Source organism: Hafnia alvei (genome assembly GCF_034424155.1).
Lineage (GTDB): Bacteria > Pseudomonadota > Gammaproteobacteria > Enterobacterales > Enterobacteriaceae > Hafnia > Hafnia alvei.
Window position 1 is genome coordinate 3,591,619 of sequence record NZ_CP139992.1, and the last position, 23,496, is coordinate 3,615,114.

The following is a 23,496-nucleotide window of genomic DNA, read 5'->3' on the forward strand; positions in this document are numbered from 1 at the left end:
TGCTAACTGAGTCCGGCGAGAGGAGCAATTTTCAGATCGCAGATAAACAAAAACCCGAAGTCAGATAGCTGGCTTCGGGCTCTGTTATTTGAATGATATCGCTAATGCAATTCTCGTCTTCAGTTTGATGAGGTAAAACCATCATCGGTGCCGTACAACGGCGGATAAGACGAATGTCATTCATTTTATGTCCCAGGCTGATGAACCAATCATCACAGTCGGACATTAAATAGGTGGTGCCTCACTCAACGTGTCGCCCCGAGTTTGATAAAGCGCATAAGCGACTGTTATCGATAATTGGACGGTAGGCACCTTACTTTGGCGTCATTCGATGGCTTATGTAGCCTGACTCGCTATTGCGGTCGCTGACATAAAAGAGTGAATGAGCAACTGTGTTTTATAATGCAGAAGTCGTGCCAACATTAAAAAGAAAAACCTAACGATATGAATTAAAACAACTTAAATGAAATCATCGTTCACAAAAAACCAGTAAACATCGGTTTCAGTGATAATAACTGATGTAAACATGCCTGATTTTTTATCAATACGTCGCTAAAAGTAGACAGCCATGCGTAAAAACCACGCCACCAATATAAATCAATCAGTTACATGTCACCTATTGACGACATTACTAATAGCGGTTTGTTGCCTTTTTGCGACATCAGAATTTTAGCGTTAGGCTAAAAACGAAAAAGGCAGCCATTGGCTGCCTTTTCCAACAACCACTTCCCGTTGAGAGAAAGAGGTTAACTCAGATTAACTACCCCAACTGCTTACGCGCATTGCGGAACATGCGCATCCACGGGCTATCTTCACCCCACTCGGCTGGATGCCAAGAGTTGCTGACCGTACGGAACACGCGCTCTGGATGAGGCATCATCACGGTGGCACGACCGTTTGAGCTGGTCAGTGCGGTAATACCGTTTACGGAACCGTTCGGGTTAGCCGGATAGGTTTCTGTCACTTTGCCGAAGTTATCGACAAAGCGCAGCGCAACCAAACCATGATGCTCAATCGCCGCCAAATGCGCATCGTCACGCACTTCAACATGCCCTTCGCCATGCGATACCGCAATCGGCATACGCGAGCCTTCCATGTCCTGCAACAGCAGAGAAGGGCTGCTGGCCACTTCAACCAGGCTAAAGCGAGCTTCAAAACGCTCAGACGTATTACGCACAAAGCGCGGCCAAAGTTCAGCGCCAGGGATCAGCTCACGCAGGTTAGACATCATCTGGCAGCCGTTACACACACCTAAAGCCAAGGTTTGTGGACGGTGGAAGAAGGACTCAAACTGATCGCGAGCACGCTCGTTGAACAGAATAGACTTCGCCCATCCCTCACCGGCACCCAACACGTCGCCATATGAGAAACCGCCACAGGCAACAAGCGTGTGGAATTCATCAAGCGTAATACGCCCCGCCAGAATGTCGCTCATGTGAACATCCACTGCTTCGAACCCCGCACGATGGAAAGCAGCAGCCATTTCCACGTGGGAGTTCACTCCCTGCTCACGCAGCACCGCCAGTTTAGGTCGGCTACCCGTAGCGATGTAAGGCGCGGCAATATCATCCTGAGGATTGAAGGTGAGTTTCACGTTCAGACCCGGATCGGATTCAACCTGTTTGGCTTGATGTTCTTGATCGGCACACTCAGGGTTATCACGCAGGCGCTGCATCTGCCAGGTCGTTTCAGCCCACCACAAACGCAGCGTCGAGCGCTGTTCGTGGTAAACCTCTTTGCCATGAGACTGAATCGCAAGGTGATTTCCGCTAGAAGCATGACCAATCTGGTGCGTGATATCGGCAATACCTTGATCTGCCAACACGGCTTTCACCACGTCCAGATCGGCGTTACGCACCTGAATCACAGCGCCAAGCTCTTCATTAAACAGCGCGGCTAAGTGATCTTGCCCCAGCGTGCTGATATCAATATCCAAGGCACAATGGCCAGCAAACGCCATTTCAGCCAGCGTTACCAATAGGCCGCCGTCAGAACGGTCGTGGTAAGCCAGCAGCTTGCCTTCCGCCACCAGCGCCTGCATGGCGTTGAAGAAGCCCGCCAGTTTCGGCGTATTACGAACATCGGCAGGTTTGTCCCCCAGTTGGCGGTAAACCTGTGCTAATGCCGTTGCACCTAAAGCGTTATGCCCTTCACCTAGATCGATCAGCAGCAGCGTATTTTCGCCCTGATCGACATGTAGCTGAGGTGTCACGGTACGACGAACGTCTTCCACGCGGGCAAACGCGGTGATTACCAGCGACAATGGCGACGTCATCTCACGCGGTTGATGACCTTCCTGCCAACGCGTTTTCATCGACATCGAGTCTTTACCCACTGGAATGGTCAGCCCCAGCGCCGGACACAGCTCTTCGCCTACGGCTTTCACCGCTTCGTATAAGCCAGCATCTTCGCCCGGGTGACCCGCCGCAGACATCCAGTTAGCCGAGAGCTTAACGCGTTTAAGTTCACCCACCTGCGTGCAGGCTAAGTTGGTCAACGCTTCACCCACGGCCAAACGTGCCGAGGCGGCGAAGTCGAGTAACGCCACCGGAGCACGTTCGCCCAGCGACATGGCTTCGCCGTAATAGCTATCTAAACTGGCCGTGGTCACCGCGCAATCGGCGACCGGGATTTGCCAAGGACCAACCATCTGATCGCGTGCCACCATACCGGTAACGCTACGGTCACCGATGGTGATCAGGAACGTTTTTTCCGCCACGGCAGGAAGATGCATCACGCGTTTTACCGCGTCGGCAATGCTGATAGTGCCGCGGTTTAGCGAATCGCCCAGCGCCTTGAGCGTCGTGACATCGCGCGTCATTTTTGGCGTTTTGCCTAGCAATACGTCCAGCGGCATATCGATGGGCTGATTGTCGAAGTGACGGTCATTCAGCGTTAAATGCAGCTCTTCTGTCGCTTCACCGATAACGGCGTAAGGCGCACGCTCACGGCGGCAAATCGCGTCAAACTGAGCCAGTTTTTCTGGTGCCACGGACATCACATAGCGTTCCTGCGATTCGTTACACCAAACTTCCAGCGGGCTCATGCCCGGCTCATCGTTAAGAATATCGCGCAGTTCGAAACGACCGCCGCGACCACCATCACTCACCAGTTCAGGCATCGCGTTAGACAGTCCACCCGCGCCAACGTCGTGAATAAACTGAATCGGGTTCTCATCACCCAGCTGCCAGCAGCTGTCGATCACTTCTTGGCAACGGCGCTCCATTTCTGGGTTATCACGCTGCACCGACGCAAAATCCAGATCGGCATCAGACTGACCGGAAGCCATCGAAGACGCGGCGCCGCCGCCCAAGCCGATATTCATAGCCGGGCCACCCAGCACAATAAGCTTGGCACCGACGGTGATCTCGCCTTTTTGCACGTGGTCTGCGCGGATATTACCGATACCGCCCGCCAGCATAATCGGTTTGTGGTAGCCACGTAGCTCAACGCCGTTGTGGCTCTTCACCTGCTCTTCATAGGTGCGGAAATATCCCAGCAGCGCTGGACGACCAAATTCATTGTTGAACGCAGCGCCGCCCAGCGGCCCTTCCGTCATAATGCTCAGCGCATTAACGATACGGTCTGGCTTGCCAAAATCCTGTTCCCACGGCTGCTCGAAGCCCGGAATTCGCAGGTTGGACACCGAGAAGCCAACCAGCCCAGCTTTAGGTTTCGAACCTCGGCCGGTTGCTCCTTCGTCACGGATTTCACCGCCGGATCCCGTTGCTGCGCCCGGCCATGGGGATATTGCCGTCGGATGGTTGTGAGTTTCCACCTTCATCAAGATGTGCGCTTCTTCCTGATGGAAGTCATACACACCCGATTCTGGATCCGCAAAGAAACGGCCAACCGAGGAGCCTTCCATCACGGCGGCGTTATCTTTATAAGCAGACAGTACATAGTCAGGCGTCTGCTCATAGGTATTTTTAATCATTTTGAACAGCGACTTTGGCTGTTCTTGCCCATCGATAACCCAATCGGCATTAAAAATTTTGTGACGACAGTGCTCAGAGTTTGCCTGAGCAAACATGTAGAGTTCGATGTCGTTAGGATTTCGCCCTAAGCGCGTGAAGGACTCTAGCAGGTAGTCAATTTCATCATCTGCCAAGGCCAGACCTAAGCGCACGTTGGCATTAACCAGCGCGTCACGGCCTTCGCCCAACATATCCACGCTTTGCACCGGAGCCGGAGACTGGTGCGTAAACAGCTTCTGCGCATCCTGTAGCTCGCTGAACACGCGTTCCATCATGCGGTCGTGCAGCAGGTCTTGCAGCTTTTGCCACTGGGCATCGCTGAGCTGTGGCGCATCAACAGCGCCTGTGGCGTCTATGCTTATATAGTAAGCCAAACCACGCTCTAAACGAATGACCTGAGGAAGATTACAGTTATGAGCAATATCAGTTGCTTTAGACGACCACGGAGAAATAGTACCGGGGCGCGGCGTCACTAACAGCAAGCGGCCTTTCGGTTCGTGTTCTGCCAAAGAAGGGCCATATTTCAACAGACGCTGAAGCGTTGCTTTTTCCTCAGAAGAAAGAGGCGCGCTGACATCGGCAAAATGCACATATTCAGCGTAGATATCGTTGACTGGAAGATTAGCGTCCCGACAAGCAGACAGCAGTTGGGTAACACGAAAAGCCGACAAAGCGGGTGAGCCACGCATGATTTCCATAGGAAATGAGTCCGTCATCTAGGTTCTCTCGTCTTCGAGATGGCTGTGAGAGGTCAAAAAACCTTGTCTACAACCGCCTCAGTGGGCGAAACAGGGGGAAAGCGGAGGCCATTATAGAGAATCTCTGCGCCATACGAAACCGTTTGCGTAGCCTTTATTTCGGATTGACGATTTATCTGCCCGATCAACTTTATGTGCTTTTTGAGTTGCACGCTGACGCTTTGTTGCGCAAAATGCCGCCTTCCTGTTGATTTAGCCATATACTATCCTGCGAACACAGCACCACAATTCGATACACATTCATGAGATAACTATTTGAAACGTATAAAATATAATTATTATCTTATCGGTATCGTTTCTGCCCTGCTGGCGCTTGCGCTATGGCCGAATATTCCGTGGCGTAGCGGAAACGAGAGCCAGCTACAGCAGATTCTCGACCGCGGTGAGCTGCGAGTCAGCACCATTAATTCCCCCCTCACCTATCAAACCGATGGGAAGAACATCAGCGGGCTCGATTATGAGCTGGCAAAACGCTTTGCTGATTATCTGGGCGTGAAGCTAAAAGTTCGCGTGCGCGGCACGTTGCCAGAATTATTTGATGATTTGGACAGCGGTAAAAGCGATCTGGTTGCCGCGGGCCTACTTTATAATACCGAACGCCTCAGCCGTTTTCGCACCGGCCCTTCTTATTATTCAGTATCACAGCAGTTAGTTTATCGTCAGGGCAAACCACGACCGAAATCGCTTAAAGATTTGAGCGGTATACTCGCCGTGCAGTCGGGCTCTGCGCATGTCACCACCCTAAGCCAATATAAACAGACCAAATATCCCAATCTGACCTGGGAGTCGTCTACCGATTTATCCTCAACCGATCTTATGCAGCGCGTGGTACAAGGTACGCTGGATTATACGATTGCCGACTCTGTTAGCGTGGCGCTTTTCCAACGCATTCACCCGCAGTTGGCCGTAGCTTTCGATATCAGCGATGAAGAGCCGGTAATGTGGTATCTCAATCGCGACGATGATGACAGCCTGTATGCCGCCGTCTTAGATTATTTCAGCAAGATTGTGGATGATGGTTCACTGGCACGCTTGGAAGAAAAATATTTGGGCCACGTGGGTGGATTTGATTATGTTGATATCAAAACATTCTTAGCGGCAATTGATAATGTGCTGCCCGACCTGAGCGAGATCTTTAAAAAATACGCCCAGAAAATCGATTGGAAACTGCTGGCGGCCATTGCCTATCAAGAATCACACTGGAATCCTCAGGCCACGTCACCGACCGGCGTCCGAGGCTTAATGATGCTAACCCGCGCCACGGCCGATGGGCTAGGGGTAAAAGATCGTCTTGATCCCGAGCAAAGCATCGCGGGCGGTGCACTTTATCTCGAACGTTTAATGGATAAACTGCCAGATACCATTCCTGAAGATGAGAAAATCTGGTTTGCGTTAGCGGCTTACAACATGGGCTACGGACACATGCTAGACGTGCGCCAACTGACGCAAAAACAGGGTGGCAATCCGAATAGCTGGGTCGATGTGAAGCAGCGTTTGCCAATGTTAAGCCAGAAGAAATATAACCAGAACCTGACCTACGGCTATGCGCGCGGGCATGAGGCATATCAGTATGTGGAAAACATCCGCCGTTATCTGGTGAGCTTAGAAGGTTATTTGTTAGAAAAAGAGAAGCAGATTGCCGCCGAGCAAACTCGCCAAGCATTATTAGGACAAGGCTATCCAGCGGTGCCGCCTGAACAGGCGCTGGAAGGACGAACAAGGCGCAGCCCACGCGGACTGCTGCCGTTCTAATCGGTAGAACCCGAAAGATTTTGACGCCGAGCCTCACGCTCGGCTTTTTTCTGCTCGCGGCGCTGCTGGAAAAACTGGCTCAGCATGTCCGAGCACTCACTCGCCAACACGCCAGATGCGATCTCTATCTGATGATTCATGCCCGGATGGCGCAGAATATCCAGCAAAGAGCCTGCAGCTCCGGTTTTTAAATCACTCGCGCCATAAACCAAACGTTTAATACGGCTGTGCACCATAGCGCCTGCGCACATCACGCAAGGCTCAAGCGTGACATACAGCGTCGCGTTTAGCAGCCGATAGTTCTGCACAATCTGTCCGCCCTGCTGCAACGCCATGATTTCGGCATGCGCGGTGGGATCGTGACGGGTGATTGGACGGTTCCAGCCCTGACCAATCACTTTATCATCCAGCACCAAAATCGCACCGACGGGCACTTCGCCCTGATCCCACGCTTTTTGCGCTAACGCTAACGCCTGCTTCATCCAGTAAGCATCATTTAGTTCGCTCACGTGCTCACCTCCATTAATTCAGGGCGCGCATTATACCCTTCTTATCTGAAGTTGCATCTTGGACTTTAATCATAGCGGGGAATCTCTTAGCTCCTGCCTATTGCTCCCTTGATTGAACGTTTTCTCAATATAGTAGGGAGTACGCAAAGTTTTACGCACTCCGTTGGCGTAATATGCATAAGGCGAAAGCCGTTATTTGATAATCACAAAGGAGATGTATCACGATGTTTGGTCAAACTCGAATGGTAAAAAAAGCGCTGATAGCCAGTGCGCTGCTGATGGCTTCAACTTCACTGTGGGCCGCAGAGCATTGGATTGACGTGCGTACTCCGGATCAGTATCAAGAGACTCATGTGAAGGGCGCGGTGAATATTCCGTTAAAGCAGCTGGATCAGCGGATTAGCGAAGTATCACAGGACAAGAACGACACCCTGCATCTTTATTGCAATACCGGCAATCAGTCAGGTAAAGCAGAGAAAATGCTGCAAAAAATGGGCTACAAAAACGCCGTTAACGAAGGCGGCTTGAAAGACGTTGAAAAAACGCAGACTTTGGTAAAATAATCACACCCTATCCCCTGATGCCAGATAACTACGCCTCAGGGGTTATCACCTATCCCCCCTTCGCTGAAGCACTTTTTACGCTCGCGTAAAGAACGGTTAGCGGCGCTAACACATTTAATTACATCCCTATGTTTATAAATGCCACACATCACACATGCCACAAATATATAAATCATCGATATATTAATTTTGCTATTATTTTATTCCTGCCAAATTTTGAGGAAGATCAGATTTCATCTACCCCTTGGGTAGTATCGTGATTGTTAATTTTCTCACATTAAGGAACGACCCGATGACAACTTCAACCTTCTTTATCCCTTCAGTCAATATGATTGGCGCTGGCTGCCTAGCCGAAGCGGCAACCACCATGAAAGGCTATGGCTACAAGCATGCGCTGATCGTTACCGACAACGTATTAAACAAAATTGGTGTTGTCGCCAAAGTTCAGGCTTTGCTATCCGACATGGGTATTGAGAGCGCGGTATATGATGGTACTCATCCAAACCCAACAACGATCAACGTCGCTGAAGGCCTAGAAATTCTGCGCCAGCATCAAAGTGATTGTGTTATTTCCCTTGGCGGTGGTTCTCCACACGATTGCGCAAAAGGTATTGCGCTGGTCGCTGCCAACGGAGGTGACATCCGTGATTACGAAGGCGTTGATCAATCAGCCAAACCACAGTTACCGCTGATTTCTATCAATACCACTGCGGGTACGGCGTCTGAAATGACGCGTTTCTGCATTATTACCGACGTTGATCGTCACATCAAAATGGCCATCGTGGATAAACACGTCACGCCAATTTTGTCAGTAAACGATCCAGAGCTAATGGCCGGTATGCCTAAAGGCCTGACCGCGGCTACCGGTATGGATGCGCTGACTCATGCCGTAGAAGCCTACGTGTCTATCGCCGCTAACCCAATCACCGATGCCTGCGCGCTGAAAGCCGTCACCATGATCAGTCAATCACTGCGTCATGCGGTGGAAAACGGCAGCAACATGGAAGCGCGTGAAACCATGGCCTATGCACAGTTCTTGGCTGGTATGGCGTTTAACAACGCATCACTGGGCTATGTGCACGCAATGGCGCACCAGTTGGGTGGTTTCTACGATTTGCCACACGGCGTGTGTAATGCGGTTCTGCTGCCACACGTGCAGATCTTTAACGCGAAAGTGTCTGCAGCTCGCTTAAAAGATATCGCCGCAGCGATGGGCGTTGATGTGAGCAAGATGAATGACCAGCAAGGTGCGGATGCGTGTATCGCAGAAATCCGTAAACTGGCAAAAGACGTCAACATTCCTGCCGGTTTGACCGAACTGAACGTGAAAGAAGAAGATCTGCCAACGCTGGCAACCAATGCCTTAAAAGATGCCTGTGGTTTCACTAACCCAATTCAGGCTACGCACGAAGAGATCGTTGCTATCTTTAAAGCCGCGATGTAATCGCGCGATCAAGCCTCCCCTTTGCTGGGGAGGCTTTTTTATTCACTCTAACTGCTGTAACTCTCCCGTAGGACTTACTCGGAAGCGGTGCTCGCAAAACGACAATAGCGGGTTGTCTTGCTGGCTGTCGCTATACCCACTGTAAAGCTTAAGCGGTTTACCTAGCTGCTTTTCTAGCTGCACCACTTTTTCCGGCCCTAAACAACGCAGAGCCAACACCCAGCCACCACGACGACGCACCATGCGGCTGCCGATCATGCGAACCTGATGAATAAAAGGTTCATCAGTATAGACTTGCTCCACCAAGCGCTGCGGAGAACCGGTAATCAGCCACACTTCTGCCGTTTGGCTGCTTAAATACTGTTTCAAACGCCCCATGACAACCGGAAAAGGCACCACGTCGCGCTTAAATACCTGCACAAACTGGCGCTCAAGCGCATTCAACCTCGATTCTCGATGACCAAACGTGATGGCCCAAAGCAACAGGCTTATTGGCCAACGCGTTGCTCTCCCCTGAACGATCAGGCCGAAGGCAATCACCGGCAATAGAGGGATCACTAACAGCAGGTTTTGTGGCATATGCCAAAGCATGAAGCGTAAAAAGCTGCCAAACATATCTTGCTGATGCAGAGTGCCATCAAGGTCAAAAAAGACCACGCGTTGTGCTTTTGTCGCTGACTGGCTGTCGGTCAAAATGGCTCCTTGGGAAAGCAAAATCCCATCCTCTCGTTTAAATCAGGTCAATTCATTGAAACTGGATCAATAGTATTAACGGTACCCAGCATCCTACAAAGATACAACCACGTAGCTAAACTAACGCTAACGCGGGAGAGATAACCTGAGTGAAAAAATTGGTGTATGGCACGTCAGGGAGTATAATCTCGCCCCCGCGAGTATTTATCCGCCCCACATTGGGTCGTTTATTTAAAACCACCCTGCAACGTTATGAGAGAGTTATGGCCCTACTGATCACAAAAAAATGTATCAACTGTGATATGTGCGAGCCGGAGTGCCCGAACCAAGCGATTTCTATGGGAATGGATATTTACGAGATTGATGCAGAGCGCTGCACCGAATGCGTAGGCCACTACGATGAACCGACCTGCATGAAGGTCTGTCCCATCGACAACACGATTATTCGCGACCCAGCTCATCTAGAAAGCAATGAACAGCTGTGGGATAAGTTCGTTGTGCTGCATCACGCCGATAAAATTTAAACACTTCAGGGCCGAGCCCTGAAGTGTATTCATTTTGCCTCAGTTTGCGCAGCTGCCTTTAGCATCAAAATGGGGCTGACCGTCAGGAACTAACGCGGTTTCCACCTGCCCTTCTTCCATCGAAGGCGTTACCGCAAAGTGTCCTTGGATTTCCAAGAATACAGGCTGTCCAGGCTCGGACTGCGCATGGCTATAGCCTTGCTCCAGCGCAATATTATTGCTGACTGGGAACTGCTTACCGGTAGCACAATCACGGAAGGTCGCCGCATCCGCCATATAAACATACATGCCTTTAAACGTCATTGGCGTGACGGGTAACGTCGCATCCGTCGCCTTCAACGTATAATTCAGCGCCGAATCGATCTCGTTACCGCTGGCATCCAACATCGTCAAATTATTGCCTTTCGGACGAAAATAGCGCTTATTGCCATCAGTGCCGGTTAGCACTAACTTATCGGCGGTGCGCTGCCAACTGCCATACTCCGCAAAGGTTTGATCGCCATCGCGTGAACCGCGATAGATCTCTTTCAGCACAAAGGTGCCGTCTTTTTCCAAGAACAGCGATGTATCCATGCCCTCGCAGTCAGCACAAGGCAATACGCCCTGAAAACTTTGCGCCATCGGCTTGAGAGGTTGTTCTACATATTGGGAACGAGCGTTACACCCGAACAGTGCCATCGCACCCGCTGCCAAAAACAGCGAAATAGCCAATTTTTTCACAGTTATTCTCCTACTGTGGGTCCCTATTATTTTAATCTTCGGTGACATACCAAGCACAAACGCTAATCTGTACTCACCTTGCCACGTAAAGATTTCGTCACCCCGCGTCGGGTTTTACTTTCTACCCGCTTACGTTTTGCATTTCGACTCGGCTTCGTTGGACGGCGAACTTTCTCCACCACGCCTGCCGATTTAATTAATTCTGTCAATCTTGCCAGCGCCGCTTCGCGATTCATCTCCTGACTCCGATATTCCTGCGCCTTGATAATAATGACGCCGTCGGGGGTTATCAGATGATGACTCATCGCCAGTAAACGCTCTTGGTACAAAGGCGGTAAACTGGAACTGCGAATATCAAAGCGTAGGTGAATCGCCGTTGAAGACTTATTCACATTTTGGCCACCGTTGCCCTGCGCGCGGATCGCGGTGATTTCAATTTCGTCATCGCTTACGGATACGGTGTTGGTAATCTGCAACATCTCAGACTCCCGCTGGCTTCCAGTGATCAAACTGGATCTCAACGTTATTTTGTGCGTCAGATAGCCAGACTGCGCCTTCCTGTATTGTTGCCTGTAAGTCCATGGTGCGACTAACAAATTTAGGCAGCATCGCCATAATTTCATCGCTAACAAAACGAATGGAGAGCGCTTTAAGCCCGCTCAGTTTGGCCTGATTCTGCTGCCACCACACGCGTCCAGCGCGTTCACTATAAGCGTAGAGCACCACTTCCTGCGATAACGAACAGGCTTTTTTAAGACGTTTCTCATCGGGTAAGCCGAGTTCAATCCACAGATCGATCCCGTTGTAATCATTACGTAGCCATAATTCAGGCTCATCGTCGGCGCACAATCCTTTGGTAAAAGTCAGGCGCTCGTTTGCATGGCAAATCCAGGCTAAAAGCCGCAGCATCATGCGTTGTTCAGTTTCTGATGGATGCTGTGCCAGCGTCAGAGAAGCATCATGATAAAAATGACGATCCATATCTGCAATATTGACGTTAGCTTTGTAAATCGTTGCCTTTAATGCCATAAAATCCTCTCGTATAATTGTTAACAGTGTACCGTATCCCCCTTCTGGCAACTAGTCAGAGTGGGACTGTCACGTGTAAAGAACAGATTTATTACATCGCGCAGTAACTCAGCCTGCTTTCTAGTGAGGGCGGCTGTGCTATAGTCGATGAGATAAGCAGAGCTTATCCTCGTGCCGATTTTTTCAGACTAACCGTCACAGGGATAAGCTTTAGAGGAGGATAAATTTGCAGCAATATTCTGAGTTAGTACGCCGTATGTACGCCCAGATCGGTAGTGGGGATTTGGGATATATACCTGACGCGTTAGGTTGTGTTTTAAAAGCTCTGGATGAGGTTGCAGCCAACGAAGCGCTGCCCTCTGCCGTTAGGGAACAGGCGGCCTATGCCGCCGCTAACTTATTGGTGAGTGATTATGTCGAAAATTGAAGAGTATCAGCCAATCAACTGTGACGATTACGACAATTTGGAACTCGCCTGCCAGCATCATCTGATACTGGCGCTAGAACTGCGCAACGGAGAGAAGTTGCAAGCCAAAGCCAACGACCTGATTTCACGTAAGCACGTAGAATATCTGGTTATTGAGCAAGACGGCGAGCCACGGGAGTTACGTTTAGACCACATTGCCAGCTTCAGTCATCCTGAGATTGGCACCGTCAACGTAAGCATGTCTTAGCCCCTTTCGGCACACCTCTCCACCAAGATAGATTGACGAAACAGATAGACGAAGGGCGATGATTTCATCGCCCTTTTCATTATGGTTTCAGACTCGCGTAATAAGCGGCTAAATCGCTGATATCCTGCTCGGAAAGATTGCCAACATAGGCTTTCATCACTTCAGCTTGTCCGCCTGAGCGCCCGCCGCTTTTGTAATCCTTCAGCGCCTGCTCCAGATACATCGCGTTCTGCCCAGCTAAATTTGGGTACATCGGCACTGTGACTTTGCCTTCCATGCCGTGGCAAGCCACGCAGGTCATCGCTTTACTCTTGCCCGCAGCCGCATCACCCGCCGCCAATGCAGGCAGAGAAACCACCGCTGTCAGCACTACCGCAGCCATTAATTTTTTCATCATTATTATCTTCCTCGACATTGCCAACGCATCTGTGGCTTGAAGTATGACGGAGATTTATCCTCAACGTAATTGGAGCCGTATCAAGGCAGCAAGCGAGCGCATCCCGAATCACTTACATAAGTAAGTGATTCGGGTAAGCAAGTGCAGCTAACGCCGAGACGGTTTCAAGTACGAAGAGGATTTACATCCAGTCTTTGGTCCAGTGTATATTCCACACCGGCCGATCCGCCATCCCCTGCCCTTCTTGGGTAATGAAAACGCCGAGTGCGGCGATTAGCGTTTCACCATAGTAGAGCATAGGCGTTCGTTCACGCTCCCATGGCGGAATGTTATGTTCCTGCCAGATTTTTTTTATTGGGCGTGAATGACGGCGTCCGACGATGCGTAGTGTGCCATGAGCGACAAAACGAATCGAGACGGCTTCATCCGATCTTGGGGCGCGCACGCATATTCCACGCTCACCGAGCTGTAATTCACCGAGACCATCTGGCAGCGGCAAGGATTCTCGCGGGTCCCACGGAATGACTTCTGTTTTGAGCGAACGCAGCGGAGGCAACAGGTATAGATGCTGGCGATAACGGCGAACCTGATTTTTACCGAGCTGGAGCTGCGGCTCTGCGTCTTCGCGTGCGGTTGCCACTTCGTGCCAGAGGCGTTGCAGTTGTTCGCGAGTTGGCATCATGACGCCAAAGCAGGCGATCCAGCGGCGCAATAGCGCATAGCGCTTGGCCTCAGACATCGGCAACAGGCCTTCGATATTTAGCGAGTCATCCTCGCTCATCAGAGACTGTAGCGAGTCTAACAAGAGCTCATCGAGCAACTGCTCCTGCTCGGCGCACAGGCTGGCGCTGCGAGCGACGGCTTCAGGGAAGTGTGGCCAGCGGTCGCGTAGATTTGGGATCACGCGCAGGCGAAGAAAATTGCGATCGAAGCGATCGTCTTGATTGCTGTCGTCTTCAACCCACTTGAGATCGTAGCTGGCGGCATATTCTTCTAGCTGGGCACGGCTAATGTCGAGCAACGGACGTATCTGTTCGGTGCTGAAAAACGGCATATGGCTGGCCATGGCAGAAAGTCCGGTCGGGCCACTGCCGCGTTTAAGCGCCAACAAAAAGGTTTCACACTGATCGTCGAGATGCTGCGCGGTCAGCAGGGTTTCGTGATTACCGATAAGTCCGGCTATCGCATGGTAGCGGGCATCACGCGCGGCGGCTTCAACCCCGCTGCGCTGGGCATCCACTTTAACCCGTAGAACATGCAGCGGCACCTGCCATTGCTGGCACACTGACTTGCAGTGGTCGACCCATAAATCAGCATAGCGGCTGAGCCCATGGTGCACATGCGCAGCCCGTAGCTGGAGATGAGGGAAATTCTGCATACGCAGCTGAACGAGCGCATGCAGTAAAACGGTGGAATCAAGCCCACCGCTGAAAGCAACCATCAGATGCGAACGCCCCTGAAGTTTGCTGGCAATTCGCATCTGGATTTCTGAGCTATTCATGACACTTTACGGCGCGGTCACCGCCCTGAACGATTGAATATCAGAACGTTAACCATCCGCTCTGTTGGAAGCAAGTCCTTATTCGCACGACTCGGCGGCAACTGCGTTGCGGCGCACCATAAACATATGACACAGCCAGATCACCGCAACCAGTCCAACGCAGCCAAGCGCACCCCATGCGATATCACTAAACACGCTGACATACGCCATAACGGAGTGTGCCGTCGCTTCACCACCTTGTTCAAATGACACTTCGGCGGTTTGATTAGCGATAATACCCGCAAGATAGTTGGCTATCGATCCAGTCGCCAACATGTAGATCCCGGTAAGGACGCCCGTCACTCCCGGAATTTTCAGCCGAGTAATCTGTGCCATCGCCACTGGATCGATAAAGAGTTCTGCGCATCCCATCACCGCTAGACCTAAAACGGTTAATGCCATGGAGCCTTGGCCATGAACCGCCGCCCAGCGAGCGTTAAAGGTGAGAATGCCGAAGCCTGCGCTGATTAGCGCCAGCCCAAGAGCAAACTTACCCCAAATACGCAATATCCGGTTGCCGTTGCTGTTTTCGCGAACCAGCCAAGCCAGAACCACGCCGCTTAGCATAACGGCAAAACCGTTAACCGATTGGAACACCGCCGTAGGAATGGTGAAAGAGAACCATTGGCGATTCACAAAGCGGTCGATGAACAAGCTGATTGAGCTACCGCCCTGTTGGGCAAACGCCCAGAACAGCGTGCCGAGCAGCATCAAAATCACAATTTGCAGCAGGCCTTTACGCTGATCCGGTTCTGCTCGACGATAAATGCTCACCATAATAATAATGGCCGCAGCGCACACCAGCGCCAGCGCGTAGCTTGACCAGTCGCGCCAGAAAAGAACGGCGACAAAGAGCGGAGAAAGAACCACCGCCGCCAACAGCCATCCCCAGTTAGGAATACGCAGCGTTTTATTTTTCATACCCTGATGGTTCACACCAACGGTATGGCGGAAATGTTTGTGCCCGCACAAGAAGATAATCAAACCGGCAAACATGCCGATCCCGGCTAATGCAAAGCCGACGTGCCAGCCATACTGCTCGGCCGCAAGGCCGCAGGCAATGGGGGCAACGATTGAACCAATGTTACCAGCGGCATACAGCAAGGAGAAACCGCCGTCACGGCGTGGATCTTCAGGGGCATAAAGCTCGCCCAGCAGGCAGCTGATATTAGATTTGAACAGCCCGTAACCACACACGATGATGGCTAAGGCTAAATAGAGAGATGAAGGCGAAACCGCACTGACGCCGAGAACCACATGGCCTAACGTCATCAGGATAGCCCCGGCTATCACCGCCATTCGGTTGCCCAACAGTTTATCTGCAAGGATCCCACCGATAATTGGGGTGACGTAAACCAGTGAAGCGTAAGCACTATAGAGACTGAAAGCGTGGGTGTCGTTATACCCAAGCTGATGGGTGAGATAAAGGATCAGTAACGCACGCATGCCGTAAAAGCTGAAATATTCCCAGATTTGCAATGCTACGACATAGTAGATAGCGCGCGGTTGTGAGGGTGTTTTCATGTCATCTCCCATTTAAGGGGGTTGCATAATAAAAGGGGGCGTCCTTTAGCAGGACGCCCCCTCAGTCAGTCAATTACTTCTGGTCTTTGATAACTTTAACAGTGTAGCGACCGTCAGCCTGACGATATGCACCGTGGATATCAGTTTCAAAGCCTGGGTAATGTGCACCGATTTCGCACAGCATCTGCAAGAACTCCAGAACTGGGCGGCTTTCTTCGGTCAGCATTTCACCGGGCATTACCAAAGGAACTCCTGGAGGATATGGCAGGATCATGTTGGCATTCACTTTGCCGATCATCTCTTCCAGATAGACTTCTTCAGTCTGGCCACGCAGTTCTTTTTGGAACGCTGCATGTGGGTTCATTACCATGGTTGGCAACACTTCAAATGCACGGTACATCAGGTCCGGCAGGTTGTGGTGTTGGATCAGCGCATGGATGCCCTGTGCCAAGTCCTGAATACGCATGTTTTCATAGAACTCTGGATCTTCACGATACAGTGAAGGCAGCATGTTCTTAACGCGCAGGTTCAAGTCGTATGAACGTTTGAACTCGGTCAGCGCACGCAGCAGGCTCAGTGCTTTAGTTTTGTCGATACCGATGCTGAACAGGAACAGCAAGTTGTATGGACCTGTTTTCTCAACGATGATGCCGTGTTCGTCTAAGTATTTAGAAACGATAGACGCTGGGATACCGGTATCAGCCATTGAGCCATCTTTCTGCATCCCTGGAGTCAACAGAGTGACTTTGATTGGGTCCAGATACATGTGGTCGTTATCGATATCTTTAAAGCCATGCCAGCTGTCTTTGGAATCCAAAGGCCAGCATTTCGCTTCGTCGATACCTTCTGGCTGCCATACGTCGAAGAACCAGCCTTCAGACTCGGAGTTCAGACGTTTGATTTCTTTACGGAAACGAATCGCACGTTCGATAGAACCGTTGATCAGACGTTTACCGGCATTACCTTTCATCATTGCAGCAGCGGTTTCGGTAGAAGCCACGATGCCGTAGTGAGGAGAAGTAGAGGTGTGCATCATATAGGCTTCGTTGAAGGTTTCTTCGTTGATGTCACCTTTAACGTGAATCATTGAAGCCTGAGAGAATGCTGCCAGCAGTTTGTGAGTAGACTGAGTTTCATAAATAACTTTGCCTTCTACACGGCCACCGCTCATACCACACAGACCTTTGTAGATAGGGCTGAAGTTGGTGTAAGGAACCCATGCAGAGTCAAAGTGGATGGATTTAACGTCCAGCGCTTCTTTGATGTAATCAGTGTTGTACAGCAGACCGTCGTAGGTAGAGTTGGTCACTACGGCGTGAACTGGCCAGGTCGCATTTGGAGTCTGTGCAACGCGTTCAGCGATGGTGTCGTGCTGGAATTCACTCTTAGGAATACCACCCAAGATACCGTAAGCGTTACGGGTTGGACGGAAGTAAATAGGAGTGATGTCGCTCATCATCATCAGGTGAGTCAGAGACTTATGGCAGTTACGGTCAATCAGAACGGTGCTGCCAGCTGGTGCTGAGTACATACCAACGATTTTGTTCGCGGTAGAAGTACCGTTAGTCACCATGTAGCTGCGTTCTGCGTTGAAAGTACGCGCAATGTATTCTTCAGCTTCTTTGTGTGGACCTGAGTGGTCAAGCAGAGAACCCAGTTCACCCACAGAGATGGAGATATCAGATTTCATCGCGTTAGCGCCGAAGAAATCATAGAAGATGCTGCCCACTGGGGATTTCTGGAACGCAGTACCGCCCATGTGACCCGGAGTACAGAAGGTGTATTTACCTTCTTTAACGTAGTTGAACAGTGCTTTGGTCAACGGAGGCAGAATTTCGTCGATGTATGCGTCGGTGCTCTGACGGATTTTCTGTGCGATATCCTGAGCTGCGCCCAGTGCGTATTCGAAGAACTCAACGTTCAAACGCAGATCGTTCAGGCTAACATCCAGAGTAGAGTGGGTGTTGGCGAACGCATAGACAGGCAGATGTTCGTTCATCGCGCTGATTTCTTCGCACAGGTCGAGATTGTAAGTATCCCAGTCGAAGATAACGCCGCACAGACGTGCGTTGTTGTCGATGAGTTTCAGCAGGTCTTCACGGTCGTTTGGATAAACAATCTGAAAATCGAGTGCTTCCAGTGCCTTGTGCAGTTCACGGATAGGCTCTTCTTTGAAGTAGACGCCCATGTGATTCAAGATGGCAATAATATTCATACTCTAATTCTCCAGGCAAAAAGCTGGCCCCTCTCTACTTTTCAGTAGAAGTACTTCAAACAGAGAGAGGCTGGATAAATTAATTGTCTTGCTGTGTGTAATCGCGAGGATTACTCAATTCGTTGTGTACGTGGCGTTAGCCAAGTCACTTATGCGTTGCTGTCTGCGCTAGCTTGTGGTTTGCGAGAGTTCATTTTACGTGCATAGAACATCAGGATAACCAGGCTCACGATGAAGGTACCGGACAGTTCGAATGAACCCGCACCCATCAGAGCGATAAAGCAGAAGCAACAACCCAGAACCGATGCAACCAGGCTCAGCAGGTTTTTCACGTTGGCGCCTTCGAAACGAATCAGGTCAACGCAAGAGTAGAAGTAAGGCAGCATAGTCAGCAGAACCGCGATACCAGTCAGTTCACCGAACAGGTCAGATGCTTTACCGCCGCTAGCGCTCATTACAGTAATCAGAACCATCAGTACGGTCATTTTCACTGCGGCTAACAACAGGCCTTTCTTAGGAATGCCGTTTTTGTCCAGCTCGCCGTACACTTTAGGGAAGTTACCGTCTTTAGCAGCACGCACACCGGCTTGACCCACCAGCATCATCCAAGAACCTAAAGAGGTTAAACATGCGAATGCGGTGAAAGCAGACACTACTGGAGCAGCCCAGCCGCCAACCATAGTTGAAGCACTCATTGCGAACGGTGCACCAGAAGCCGCCATTTGGCTCGCTGGGTAGATACCTGCGATAACCTGAGTTGCTGCGATATAAACGATACCTGCCAGAGCAGTACCCAGCATGGTCGCCAGTGGAACGGTACGAGATGGGTTTTTCACCATACCAGTACTTACCGCTGCGGATTCAACACCCACGAACGCCCACAGGCACAGCAGGATACTTTTGATAACCGCGTGGCTATCAGTACCGCCAGAAGTGTTCCAGTTAGCGTGATAAGTAGCAGGGTCAAACCAAGCCCAACCTGCGATAGCAGTACCGATAACTGGGATTAACACCAGCACCAGACCGATAGTGGTTAAGCGGCTTACCCAAGTACCACCCAGCATATTCACGAAAGTGAAGATCCATACAATGGCGATACATGCTGCGCCAGCTGCAATTGGGCTATTCAATACTGGGAAGAAAGTAGATAGATAAGAAACTGCGGTAATACCGATTGCTAAATTACCAATCCAGTTTGCATGGTAATAAAGAACACCGGTTTGGAAACCGAATGCCGGACCAATTTCACCAGCATAAGCAATAGGGCCACCTTCCTGAGGGTTCTTAGTAGCCAAACGTGCATATACATACGCTAGAGACATTGCACCGATTAATGAAATGATCCAACCAAATATTGCGATGGAACCGAGACTCGCCAGGTTCGCAGGTAATAGTGCAATACCGCTCCCCATCATATTACCAGCTACTACGCCGGTGCAGGCAATTAGCCCGATTTTCTTGCTTGATGACATGGTCAGTTGCTCCTGATTAATTTTCAGAAAAGTCGTATTCACTCATTACCGCAGTTAGGTGTTCGACTTGATGGGATGCATGTTACTGACCAGCAAAATAAAAGTCCTAAAGGTAAAGTTAAATTATCAGCGTGTCCCAAGAAATGACATCTTGACCTTTTTTCCTAGATAATAAAAAAACATCAAGAAACGTAAAATTAAATCAATAAAAACAGTATGTTGACATAAAAATTACCGATGATTTTTCAAGATAAAAAAACGTTTAATGAAACAAAATTAACACATACAAAGACACAAAAAAACAACACACTTAATGCATATATTTTTCATTGTCAGTGAAGAATCCGAGGGAGGTTTATAATTCTTTGGGGGTAAAAAAAGCCTGCTCCTTTATAAGGGAACAGGCTGGATTAAATATCATACAAATTAATTGTTATCGGAGAAGTCGTAATTCGCTAAGTAAGGGGCAACGCGGATAACATTGGTTTGGAAGACGCCATTTTTTATCCAATCCAAGGTATTATTTCCTGGGCGTAAATTGAAAGCGGTAATATAAGCATCCGCAGCAAGGTTATTTTGCCCTTTCAGTTCATAAACTTTGCCAAGTAAGACATAGTTTAGCCAAGACATCTCTAAATCGATGCCTTTATTAATCATCTGAAAGGCTTCGTCAACTTTGCCCTGACTTAAATAATCAACAGCATATATCTGCTGAATAATTGCGCTATTTTGCAATAAAGGAATCGCCTCAACGTCAGTAATCTCTTTACGGAGGTTAGCAAGATCTGACGCATTAAACGGCTGATATGAATTCAGCAATATATCTACCAACGCTTTTTCTGCACGCGCATAGATAAAGTCCGGCGACTGTTTTGTAATCTGGGCAAGTAAAGTACTGGCCTGATTCAATGAATCGCTGTCCCCCTGAATCAAAAGCTGGTGTGCCTGATAATAGAGCTGCAATATCTGACTATGCTGTGGTACCAGTGTTTCAATTCTCTGAACCATGCTTGCAGGTTGAACCACTTTTAACGTTTGGAACATGCTATCGATGAAGTCTTTCTGCACCGTCAGCAAATTATCCGTCGTAATAAAGTAGCGTTTCTCCAACATCACTGAGCTATCAGCATTATCGATCAGGCGCACGGACAAGAAACACTGCTGTGCGCGATAGTGCCTCTGATTCACAAACTCAATGAACATCGACTTGCCAGAACTGCTCGGCCCGCCGTAGTTGTAGTTAGTTTGATCGTGCACTAAAAACGTTGAGTGGGTATTCAGGCCCTGCGCTAGCATTTCGCTTAGGCCAACGACGTACGAAAGCTGATTAGTCCAGTTGGTGCAACTGTTCCCACCCTGAATACGGATATCAATATCACGCGGATTCAGCAACATGGGCGCAGGTGCAACAGGCACTCGCTGATTAAAAACGGCTAAGCCAATCAACGAGATACACAACACCAGAGAGGATAGAAATGCTACCCACACCCAAAAGCGTGAACGCCCAAGCTTAGACGCACGCTTTTTATCACTCGTATCCTTCGGTGCGACGTCAGGGCTGGCCGTTTGGACATGGCTAAGCGATGATTGCTCAGGATGAACATCAGATGCAGTGACAGTATTCGAGATCGCGCTGCCATCTTCCGGCTCGTGCTCAATCACCACTTTGACCGGTGTTTGAGTCGGCAGAGTAAAATCAGCCCCGCCCTCTTCGCACCAGATAACCGGTTCCACCAGCTTGTAGCCGCGTTTAGGCACCGTCACGATGTACTCGGGCGCGTCAGGTCGCCCGTCTTTTAAATATTTCCTCAGCTCAGAGATACACTGAGTCACCACATGATTGGTGACAATATTACGTTTCCATACGTTATCAATTAGTTCATCCCTGCTTAGTACCGTATCGGGATGATGAGCAAAGTAGCTCAACATATCGATGAGGCGAGGCTCTAGCACTAATAAACGACCATCACGGGTGATCTTATTATCAGCGGCTAAAACCAACCATTCGCCAACGCGGAAAGTTTGCTCTTGCATGGTGTGCTAAGGCTCAGAGGGAAATGGAAAGAAGCGCGCAATAGTAGCACAGCGGGACTTGTTACACAGTAAACCGCAGCACCCTATGCACTTTTGGTATTATATTTTCAGCAATTGGTGCTATTTTTCAAGTCATCACCCACTTGATAGAGCTCAAGCGGCAGCCCATCAGGATCCGAGAAAAATGTAAATCGACGTTCAGTATAGGGGTCAATGCGTACCTCTTCACAACGCACTGCATGATTTTCCAAATGTTTTACCGCACTATCAATATCATCAACGCTGAATGCCAAATGACGCAAACCGCAGGCTTCAGGCCGAGACACTCGTGCAGGAGGCTTTGGAAATGAAAACAGCTCAATCGTATAGTCACCGTTCAGTGCTAAATCCCCTTTCCAAGAATCACGCTCTGCGCGATACACTTCGCTCAGTAACGTAAAACCTAAAACATCACAGTAGAAAGACTTACTGCGCTGATAATCTGACGCAATAATTGCGATGTGGTGGATTTTATTGAGTTTCACACAGCCTCCAAATGCAAACGATTCTCGGGGAAATTACCCCTTAACAATGCAGAAAGCAATTTTACGCTGACAAAAAGCGCTTCATAAAGTGTAAGCCAAACAAAAGAAACTGAACGAACGATAAAAACAACAAAGCCCGGCATAACCGGGCTTTAGAATGAACATTACTCGTGATGGCAATCAGCAGTAACCGTAGTTCATCAGGCGCTGGTAGCGACGATTCAACAGTTCTTCTGTTTCTAACACATCAAGATCGCCTAAATCTGCTAACAGCTGCGCTTTCAGAGATGCCGCAATCGCAGGAACATCGCGATGTGCACCGCCCAAAGGTTCAGGGATAACAGAGTCAATCAGCTTCAGTTCTTTCAGACGCGGAGCCGTAATACCCATCGCATCGGCGGCTAATGGCGCTTTATCGGCGCTCTTCCACAGAATTGAGGCGCAACCTTCCGGAGAAATAACGGAGTAGGTGCTGTACTGCAGCATGTTAACTTTATCGCCAACGCCGATAGCCAACGCACCACCAGAACCACCTTCACCAATCACGGTGCAGATAACTGGCACGGTCAAACCTGACATTTCACGCAGGTTACGAGCGATAGCTTCGGACTGACCACGCTCTTCAGCGCCAACGCCAGGATAGGCTCCTGGGGTGTCGATAAAGGTAATGATTGGCAGTTTAAAGCGCTCGGCCATTTCCATCAGGCGCAGAGCCTTACGGTATCCTTCCGGCGCTGGCATACCAAAGTTGCGACGGATTTTCTCTTTGGTTTCGCGTCCTTTCTGATGACCAATAATCATCACCGCGCGACCATTCAAACGAGCCATACCACCAACAATCGCCTTGTCATCAGCATAAGCGCGATCGCCTGCCAACTCATCGAAGTCAGTAAAAATATGCTCGATATAATCCAGCGTATAAGGACGACGCGGATGGCGCGCTAATTGCGCAACCTGCCATGCACCCAGATCAGAAAATATCTTACGCGTCAGTTCAACGCTCTTATCACGCAGGCGCTGTACTTCTTCGTCGATATTAATATCTAATTTTTCGTCTTGACGGCTGACTGAAGTTAGCGAGTCAATTTTCGCTTCAAGTTCTGCAATCGGCTGTTCAAAATCCAGAAAATTCAGACTCATAGTATTC

The 23,496-nt window shown here is 49.8% G+C and carries 21 protein-coding genes; 6 read left to right on the top strand and 15 right to left on the bottom strand.

Annotated features, from left to right (window positions below; translation table 11 throughout):
- Positions 1-760 precede the first annotated feature (760 nt).
- Both purL and U0008_RS16815 read right to left on the bottom strand, forming a co-directional pair.
- The gene (purL, locus tag U0008_RS16810) at positions 761-4,675 is read right to left on the bottom strand and encodes a phosphoribosylformylglycinamidine synthase (RefSeq protein ID WP_043495247.1); all 3,915 of its coding nucleotides are present in this window, start codon (positions 4,673-4,675) and stop codon (positions 761-763) included.
- Positions 4,676-4,728: 53 nt separating this feature from the next.
- On the bottom strand, positions 4,729-4,935 hold the full coding sequence (locus tag U0008_RS16815) for a hypothetical protein (protein WP_043495249.1): 207 nt from the start codon (positions 4,933-4,935) through the stop codon (positions 4,729-4,731).
- Positions 4,936-4,990: 55 nt separating this feature from the next.
- Here U0008_RS16815 and mltF point away from each other — a divergent pair, with 55 nt between their 5' ends.
- Entirely contained in the window at positions 4,991-6,487 is a 1,497-nt protein-coding gene (gene mltF, locus U0008_RS16820; RefSeq protein WP_043495251.1) for a membrane-bound lytic murein transglycosylase MltF, read from the top strand.
- Here the strand turns inward: mltF and tadA are convergent.
- Entirely contained in the window at positions 6,484-6,996 is a 513-nt protein-coding gene (gene tadA, locus U0008_RS16825) for a tRNA adenosine(34) deaminase TadA (RefSeq protein WP_043495253.1), read from the bottom strand. The two genes, mltF and tadA, sit on opposite strands and share 4 nt — an antisense overlap.
- A 242-nt stretch (positions 6,997-7,238) precedes the next feature.
- Here tadA and pspE point away from each other — a divergent pair, with 242 nt between their 5' ends.
- Positions 7,239-7,559: a thiosulfate sulfurtransferase PspE gene (gene pspE / locus U0008_RS16830; RefSeq protein WP_025800196.1), complete on the top strand. Its 321-nt coding sequence runs from the start codon at positions 7,239-7,241 to the stop codon at positions 7,557-7,559.
- A 292-nt stretch (positions 7,560-7,851) separates the two neighbouring features.
- Positions 7,852-9,003 carry an L-threonine dehydrogenase gene (yiaY, locus tag U0008_RS16835; RefSeq protein ID WP_043495254.1) on the top strand — a complete coding sequence of 384 codons (1,152 nt, stop codon included), beginning with the start codon at positions 7,852-7,854 and terminating at the stop codon, positions 9,001-9,003.
- 42 nt (positions 9,004-9,045) lie between these two features.
- Here yiaY and yfhb read toward each other — a convergent pair whose 3' ends face one another.
- Positions 9,046-9,696 carry a phosphatidylglycerophosphatase C gene (gene yfhb, locus U0008_RS16840; RefSeq protein WP_025800198.1) on the bottom strand — a complete coding sequence of 217 codons (651 nt, stop codon included), beginning with the start codon at positions 9,694-9,696 and terminating at the stop codon, positions 9,046-9,048.
- A 263-nt stretch (positions 9,697-9,959) separates the two neighbouring features.
- Between yfhb and U0008_RS16845 the strand changes: the two genes are divergently transcribed.
- On the top strand, positions 9,960-10,220 hold the full coding sequence (locus U0008_RS16845) for a YfhL family 4Fe-4S dicluster ferredoxin (protein ID WP_025800199.1): 261 nt from the start codon (positions 9,960-9,962) through the stop codon (positions 10,218-10,220).
- Between the two features lie 39 nt (positions 10,221-10,259).
- Here the strand turns inward: U0008_RS16845 and nlpE are convergent, their stop codons facing one another.
- The 3 genes from nlpE to U0008_RS16860 form a co-directional block, all read right to left on the bottom strand.
- Positions 10,260-10,940 (bottom strand): envelope stress response activation lipoprotein NlpE, encoded by a 681-nt coding sequence (nlpE, locus tag U0008_RS16850; protein WP_025800200.1) that lies wholly within the window; start codon positions 10,938-10,940, stop codon positions 10,260-10,262.
- A gap of 62 nt (positions 10,941-11,002) precedes the next feature.
- The gene (arfB, locus tag U0008_RS16855) at positions 11,003-11,419 is read right to left on the bottom strand and encodes an alternative ribosome rescue aminoacyl-tRNA hydrolase ArfB (RefSeq protein WP_043495256.1); all 417 of its coding nucleotides are present in this window, start codon (positions 11,417-11,419) and stop codon (positions 11,003-11,005) included.
- Between the two features lies 1 nt (position 11,420).
- A complete protein-coding gene (locus tag U0008_RS16860) occupies positions 11,421-11,969 on the bottom strand; it encodes a YaeQ family protein (protein ID WP_043495258.1) in 549 nt (182 codons plus the stop codon).
- 226 nt (positions 11,970-12,195) lie between these two features.
- On the opposite strand from U0008_RS16860, the gene U0008_RS16865 reads away from it, so the two are divergent.
- Together U0008_RS16865 and rof are read left to right on the top strand one after the other, a co-directional pair.
- Positions 12,196-12,396 (top strand): YaeP family protein, encoded by a 201-nt coding sequence (locus tag U0008_RS16865; protein ID WP_008814496.1) that lies wholly within the window; start codon positions 12,196-12,198, stop codon positions 12,394-12,396.
- Positions 12,383-12,643, top strand: coding sequence for a Rho-binding antiterminator (gene rof, locus U0008_RS16870; protein ID WP_025800203.1), 261 nt, complete (start codon positions 12,383-12,385; stop codon positions 12,641-12,643). The genes U0008_RS16865 and rof overlap by 14 nt, the downstream gene beginning before the upstream one ends.
- 79 nt (positions 12,644-12,722) lie before the next feature.
- On the opposite strand, the gene U0008_RS16875 is transcribed toward rof, so the two are convergent.
- The 8 genes from U0008_RS16875 to accA all read right to left on the bottom strand — a co-directional run bounded on the left by U0008_RS16875 (position 12,723) and on the right by accA (position 23,489).
- Positions 12,723-13,040 (bottom strand): c-type cytochrome, encoded by a 318-nt coding sequence (locus tag U0008_RS16875; RefSeq protein ID WP_025800204.1) that lies wholly within the window; start codon positions 13,038-13,040, stop codon positions 12,723-12,725.
- 181 nt (positions 13,041-13,221) lie between these two features.
- Complete coding sequence (gene tilS, locus U0008_RS16880; RefSeq protein WP_043495260.1) at positions 13,222-14,541, bottom strand: tRNA lysidine(34) synthetase TilS; 1,320 nt, start codon at positions 14,539-14,541, stop codon at positions 13,222-13,224.
- Positions 14,542-14,619: 78 nt separating this feature from the next.
- Positions 14,620-16,104: a dipeptide permease DtpD gene (gene dtpD / locus U0008_RS16885; protein ID WP_025800206.1), complete on the bottom strand. Its 1,485-nt coding sequence runs from the start codon at positions 16,102-16,104 to the stop codon at positions 14,620-14,622.
- Positions 16,105-16,177: 73 nt separating this feature from the next.
- The gene (locus U0008_RS16890; protein WP_025800207.1) at positions 16,178-18,319 is read right to left on the bottom strand and encodes a lysine decarboxylase CadA; all 2,142 of its coding nucleotides are present in this window, start codon (positions 18,317-18,319) and stop codon (positions 16,178-16,180) included.
- Between the two features lie 149 nt (positions 18,320-18,468).
- Positions 18,469-19,791 carry a cadaverine/lysine antiporter gene (gene cadB / locus U0008_RS16895; RefSeq protein WP_025800208.1) on the bottom strand — a complete coding sequence of 441 codons (1,323 nt, stop codon included), beginning with the start codon at positions 19,789-19,791 and terminating at the stop codon, positions 18,469-18,471.
- Positions 19,792-20,217: 426 nt separating this feature from the next.
- Positions 20,218-21,825 carry a lysine decarboxylation/transport transcriptional activator CadC gene (gene cadC, locus U0008_RS16900; protein ID WP_043495262.1) on the bottom strand — a complete coding sequence of 536 codons (1,608 nt, stop codon included), beginning with the start codon at positions 21,823-21,825 and terminating at the stop codon, positions 20,218-20,220.
- Between the two features lie 107 nt (positions 21,826-21,932).
- Positions 21,933-22,349, bottom strand: a complete 417-nt coding sequence (locus U0008_RS16905; protein WP_025800210.1) for a VOC family protein — start codon at positions 22,347-22,349, stop codon at positions 21,933-21,935.
- A gap of 180 nt (positions 22,350-22,529) precedes the next feature.
- Positions 22,530-23,489: an acetyl-CoA carboxylase carboxyl transferase subunit alpha gene (gene accA, locus U0008_RS16910; RefSeq protein WP_025800211.1), complete on the bottom strand. Its 960-nt coding sequence runs from the start codon at positions 23,487-23,489 to the stop codon at positions 22,530-22,532.
- Positions 23,490-23,496 lie beyond the last annotated feature (7 nt).

Bases quoted from the DNA above. Each gene is read 5' to 3' on its own strand.
- yiaY (WP_043495254.1), top strand. From the start codon at position 7,852: ATGACAACTTCAACCTTCTTTATCCCTTCAGTCAATATGATTGGCGCT.
- rof (WP_025800203.1), top strand. From the start codon at position 12,383: ATGTCGAAAATTGAAGAGTATCAGCCAATCAACTGTGACGATTACGAC.
- accA (WP_025800211.1), bottom strand. From the start codon at position 23,489: ATGAGTCTGAATTTTCTGGATTTTGAACAGCCGATTGCAGAACTTGAA.
- U0008_RS16875 (WP_025800204.1), bottom strand. From the start codon at position 13,040: ATGATGAAAAAATTAATGGCTGCGGTAGTGCTGACAGCGGTGGTTTCT.
- U0008_RS16845 (WP_025800199.1), top strand. From the start codon at position 9,960: ATGGCCCTACTGATCACAAAAAAATGTATCAACTGTGATATGTGCGAG.
- tilS (WP_043495260.1), bottom strand. From the start codon at position 14,541: ATGAATAGCTCAGAAATCCAGATGCGAATTGCCAGCAAACTTCAGGGG.
- U0008_RS16860 (WP_043495258.1), bottom strand. From the start codon at position 11,969: ATGGCATTAAAGGCAACGATTTACAAAGCTAACGTCAATATTGCAGAT.
- U0008_RS16815 (WP_043495249.1), bottom strand. From the start codon at position 4,935: ATGGCTAAATCAACAGGAAGGCGGCATTTTGCGCAACAAAGCGTCAGC.
- cadC (WP_043495262.1), bottom strand. From the start codon at position 21,825: ATGCAAGAGCAAACTTTCCGCGTTGGCGAATGGTTGGTTTTAGCCGCT.
- pspE (WP_025800196.1), top strand. From the start codon at position 7,239: ATGGTAAAAAAAGCGCTGATAGCCAGTGCGCTGCTGATGGCTTCAACT.
- U0008_RS16890 (WP_025800207.1), bottom strand. From the start codon at position 18,319: ATGAATATTATTGCCATCTTGAATCACATGGGCGTCTACTTCAAAGAA.
- dtpD (WP_025800206.1), bottom strand. From the start codon at position 16,104: ATGAAAACACCCTCACAACCGCGCGCTATCTACTATGTCGTAGCATTG.
- cadB (WP_025800208.1), bottom strand. From the start codon at position 19,791: ATGTCATCAAGCAAGAAAATCGGGCTAATTGCCTGCACCGGCGTAGTA.
- arfB (WP_043495256.1), bottom strand. From the start codon at position 11,419: ATGTTGCAGATTACCAACACCGTATCCGTAAGCGATGACGAAATTGAA.
- purL (WP_043495247.1), bottom strand. From the start codon at position 4,675: ATGGAAATCATGCGTGGCTCACCCGCTTTGTCGGCTTTTCGTGTTACC.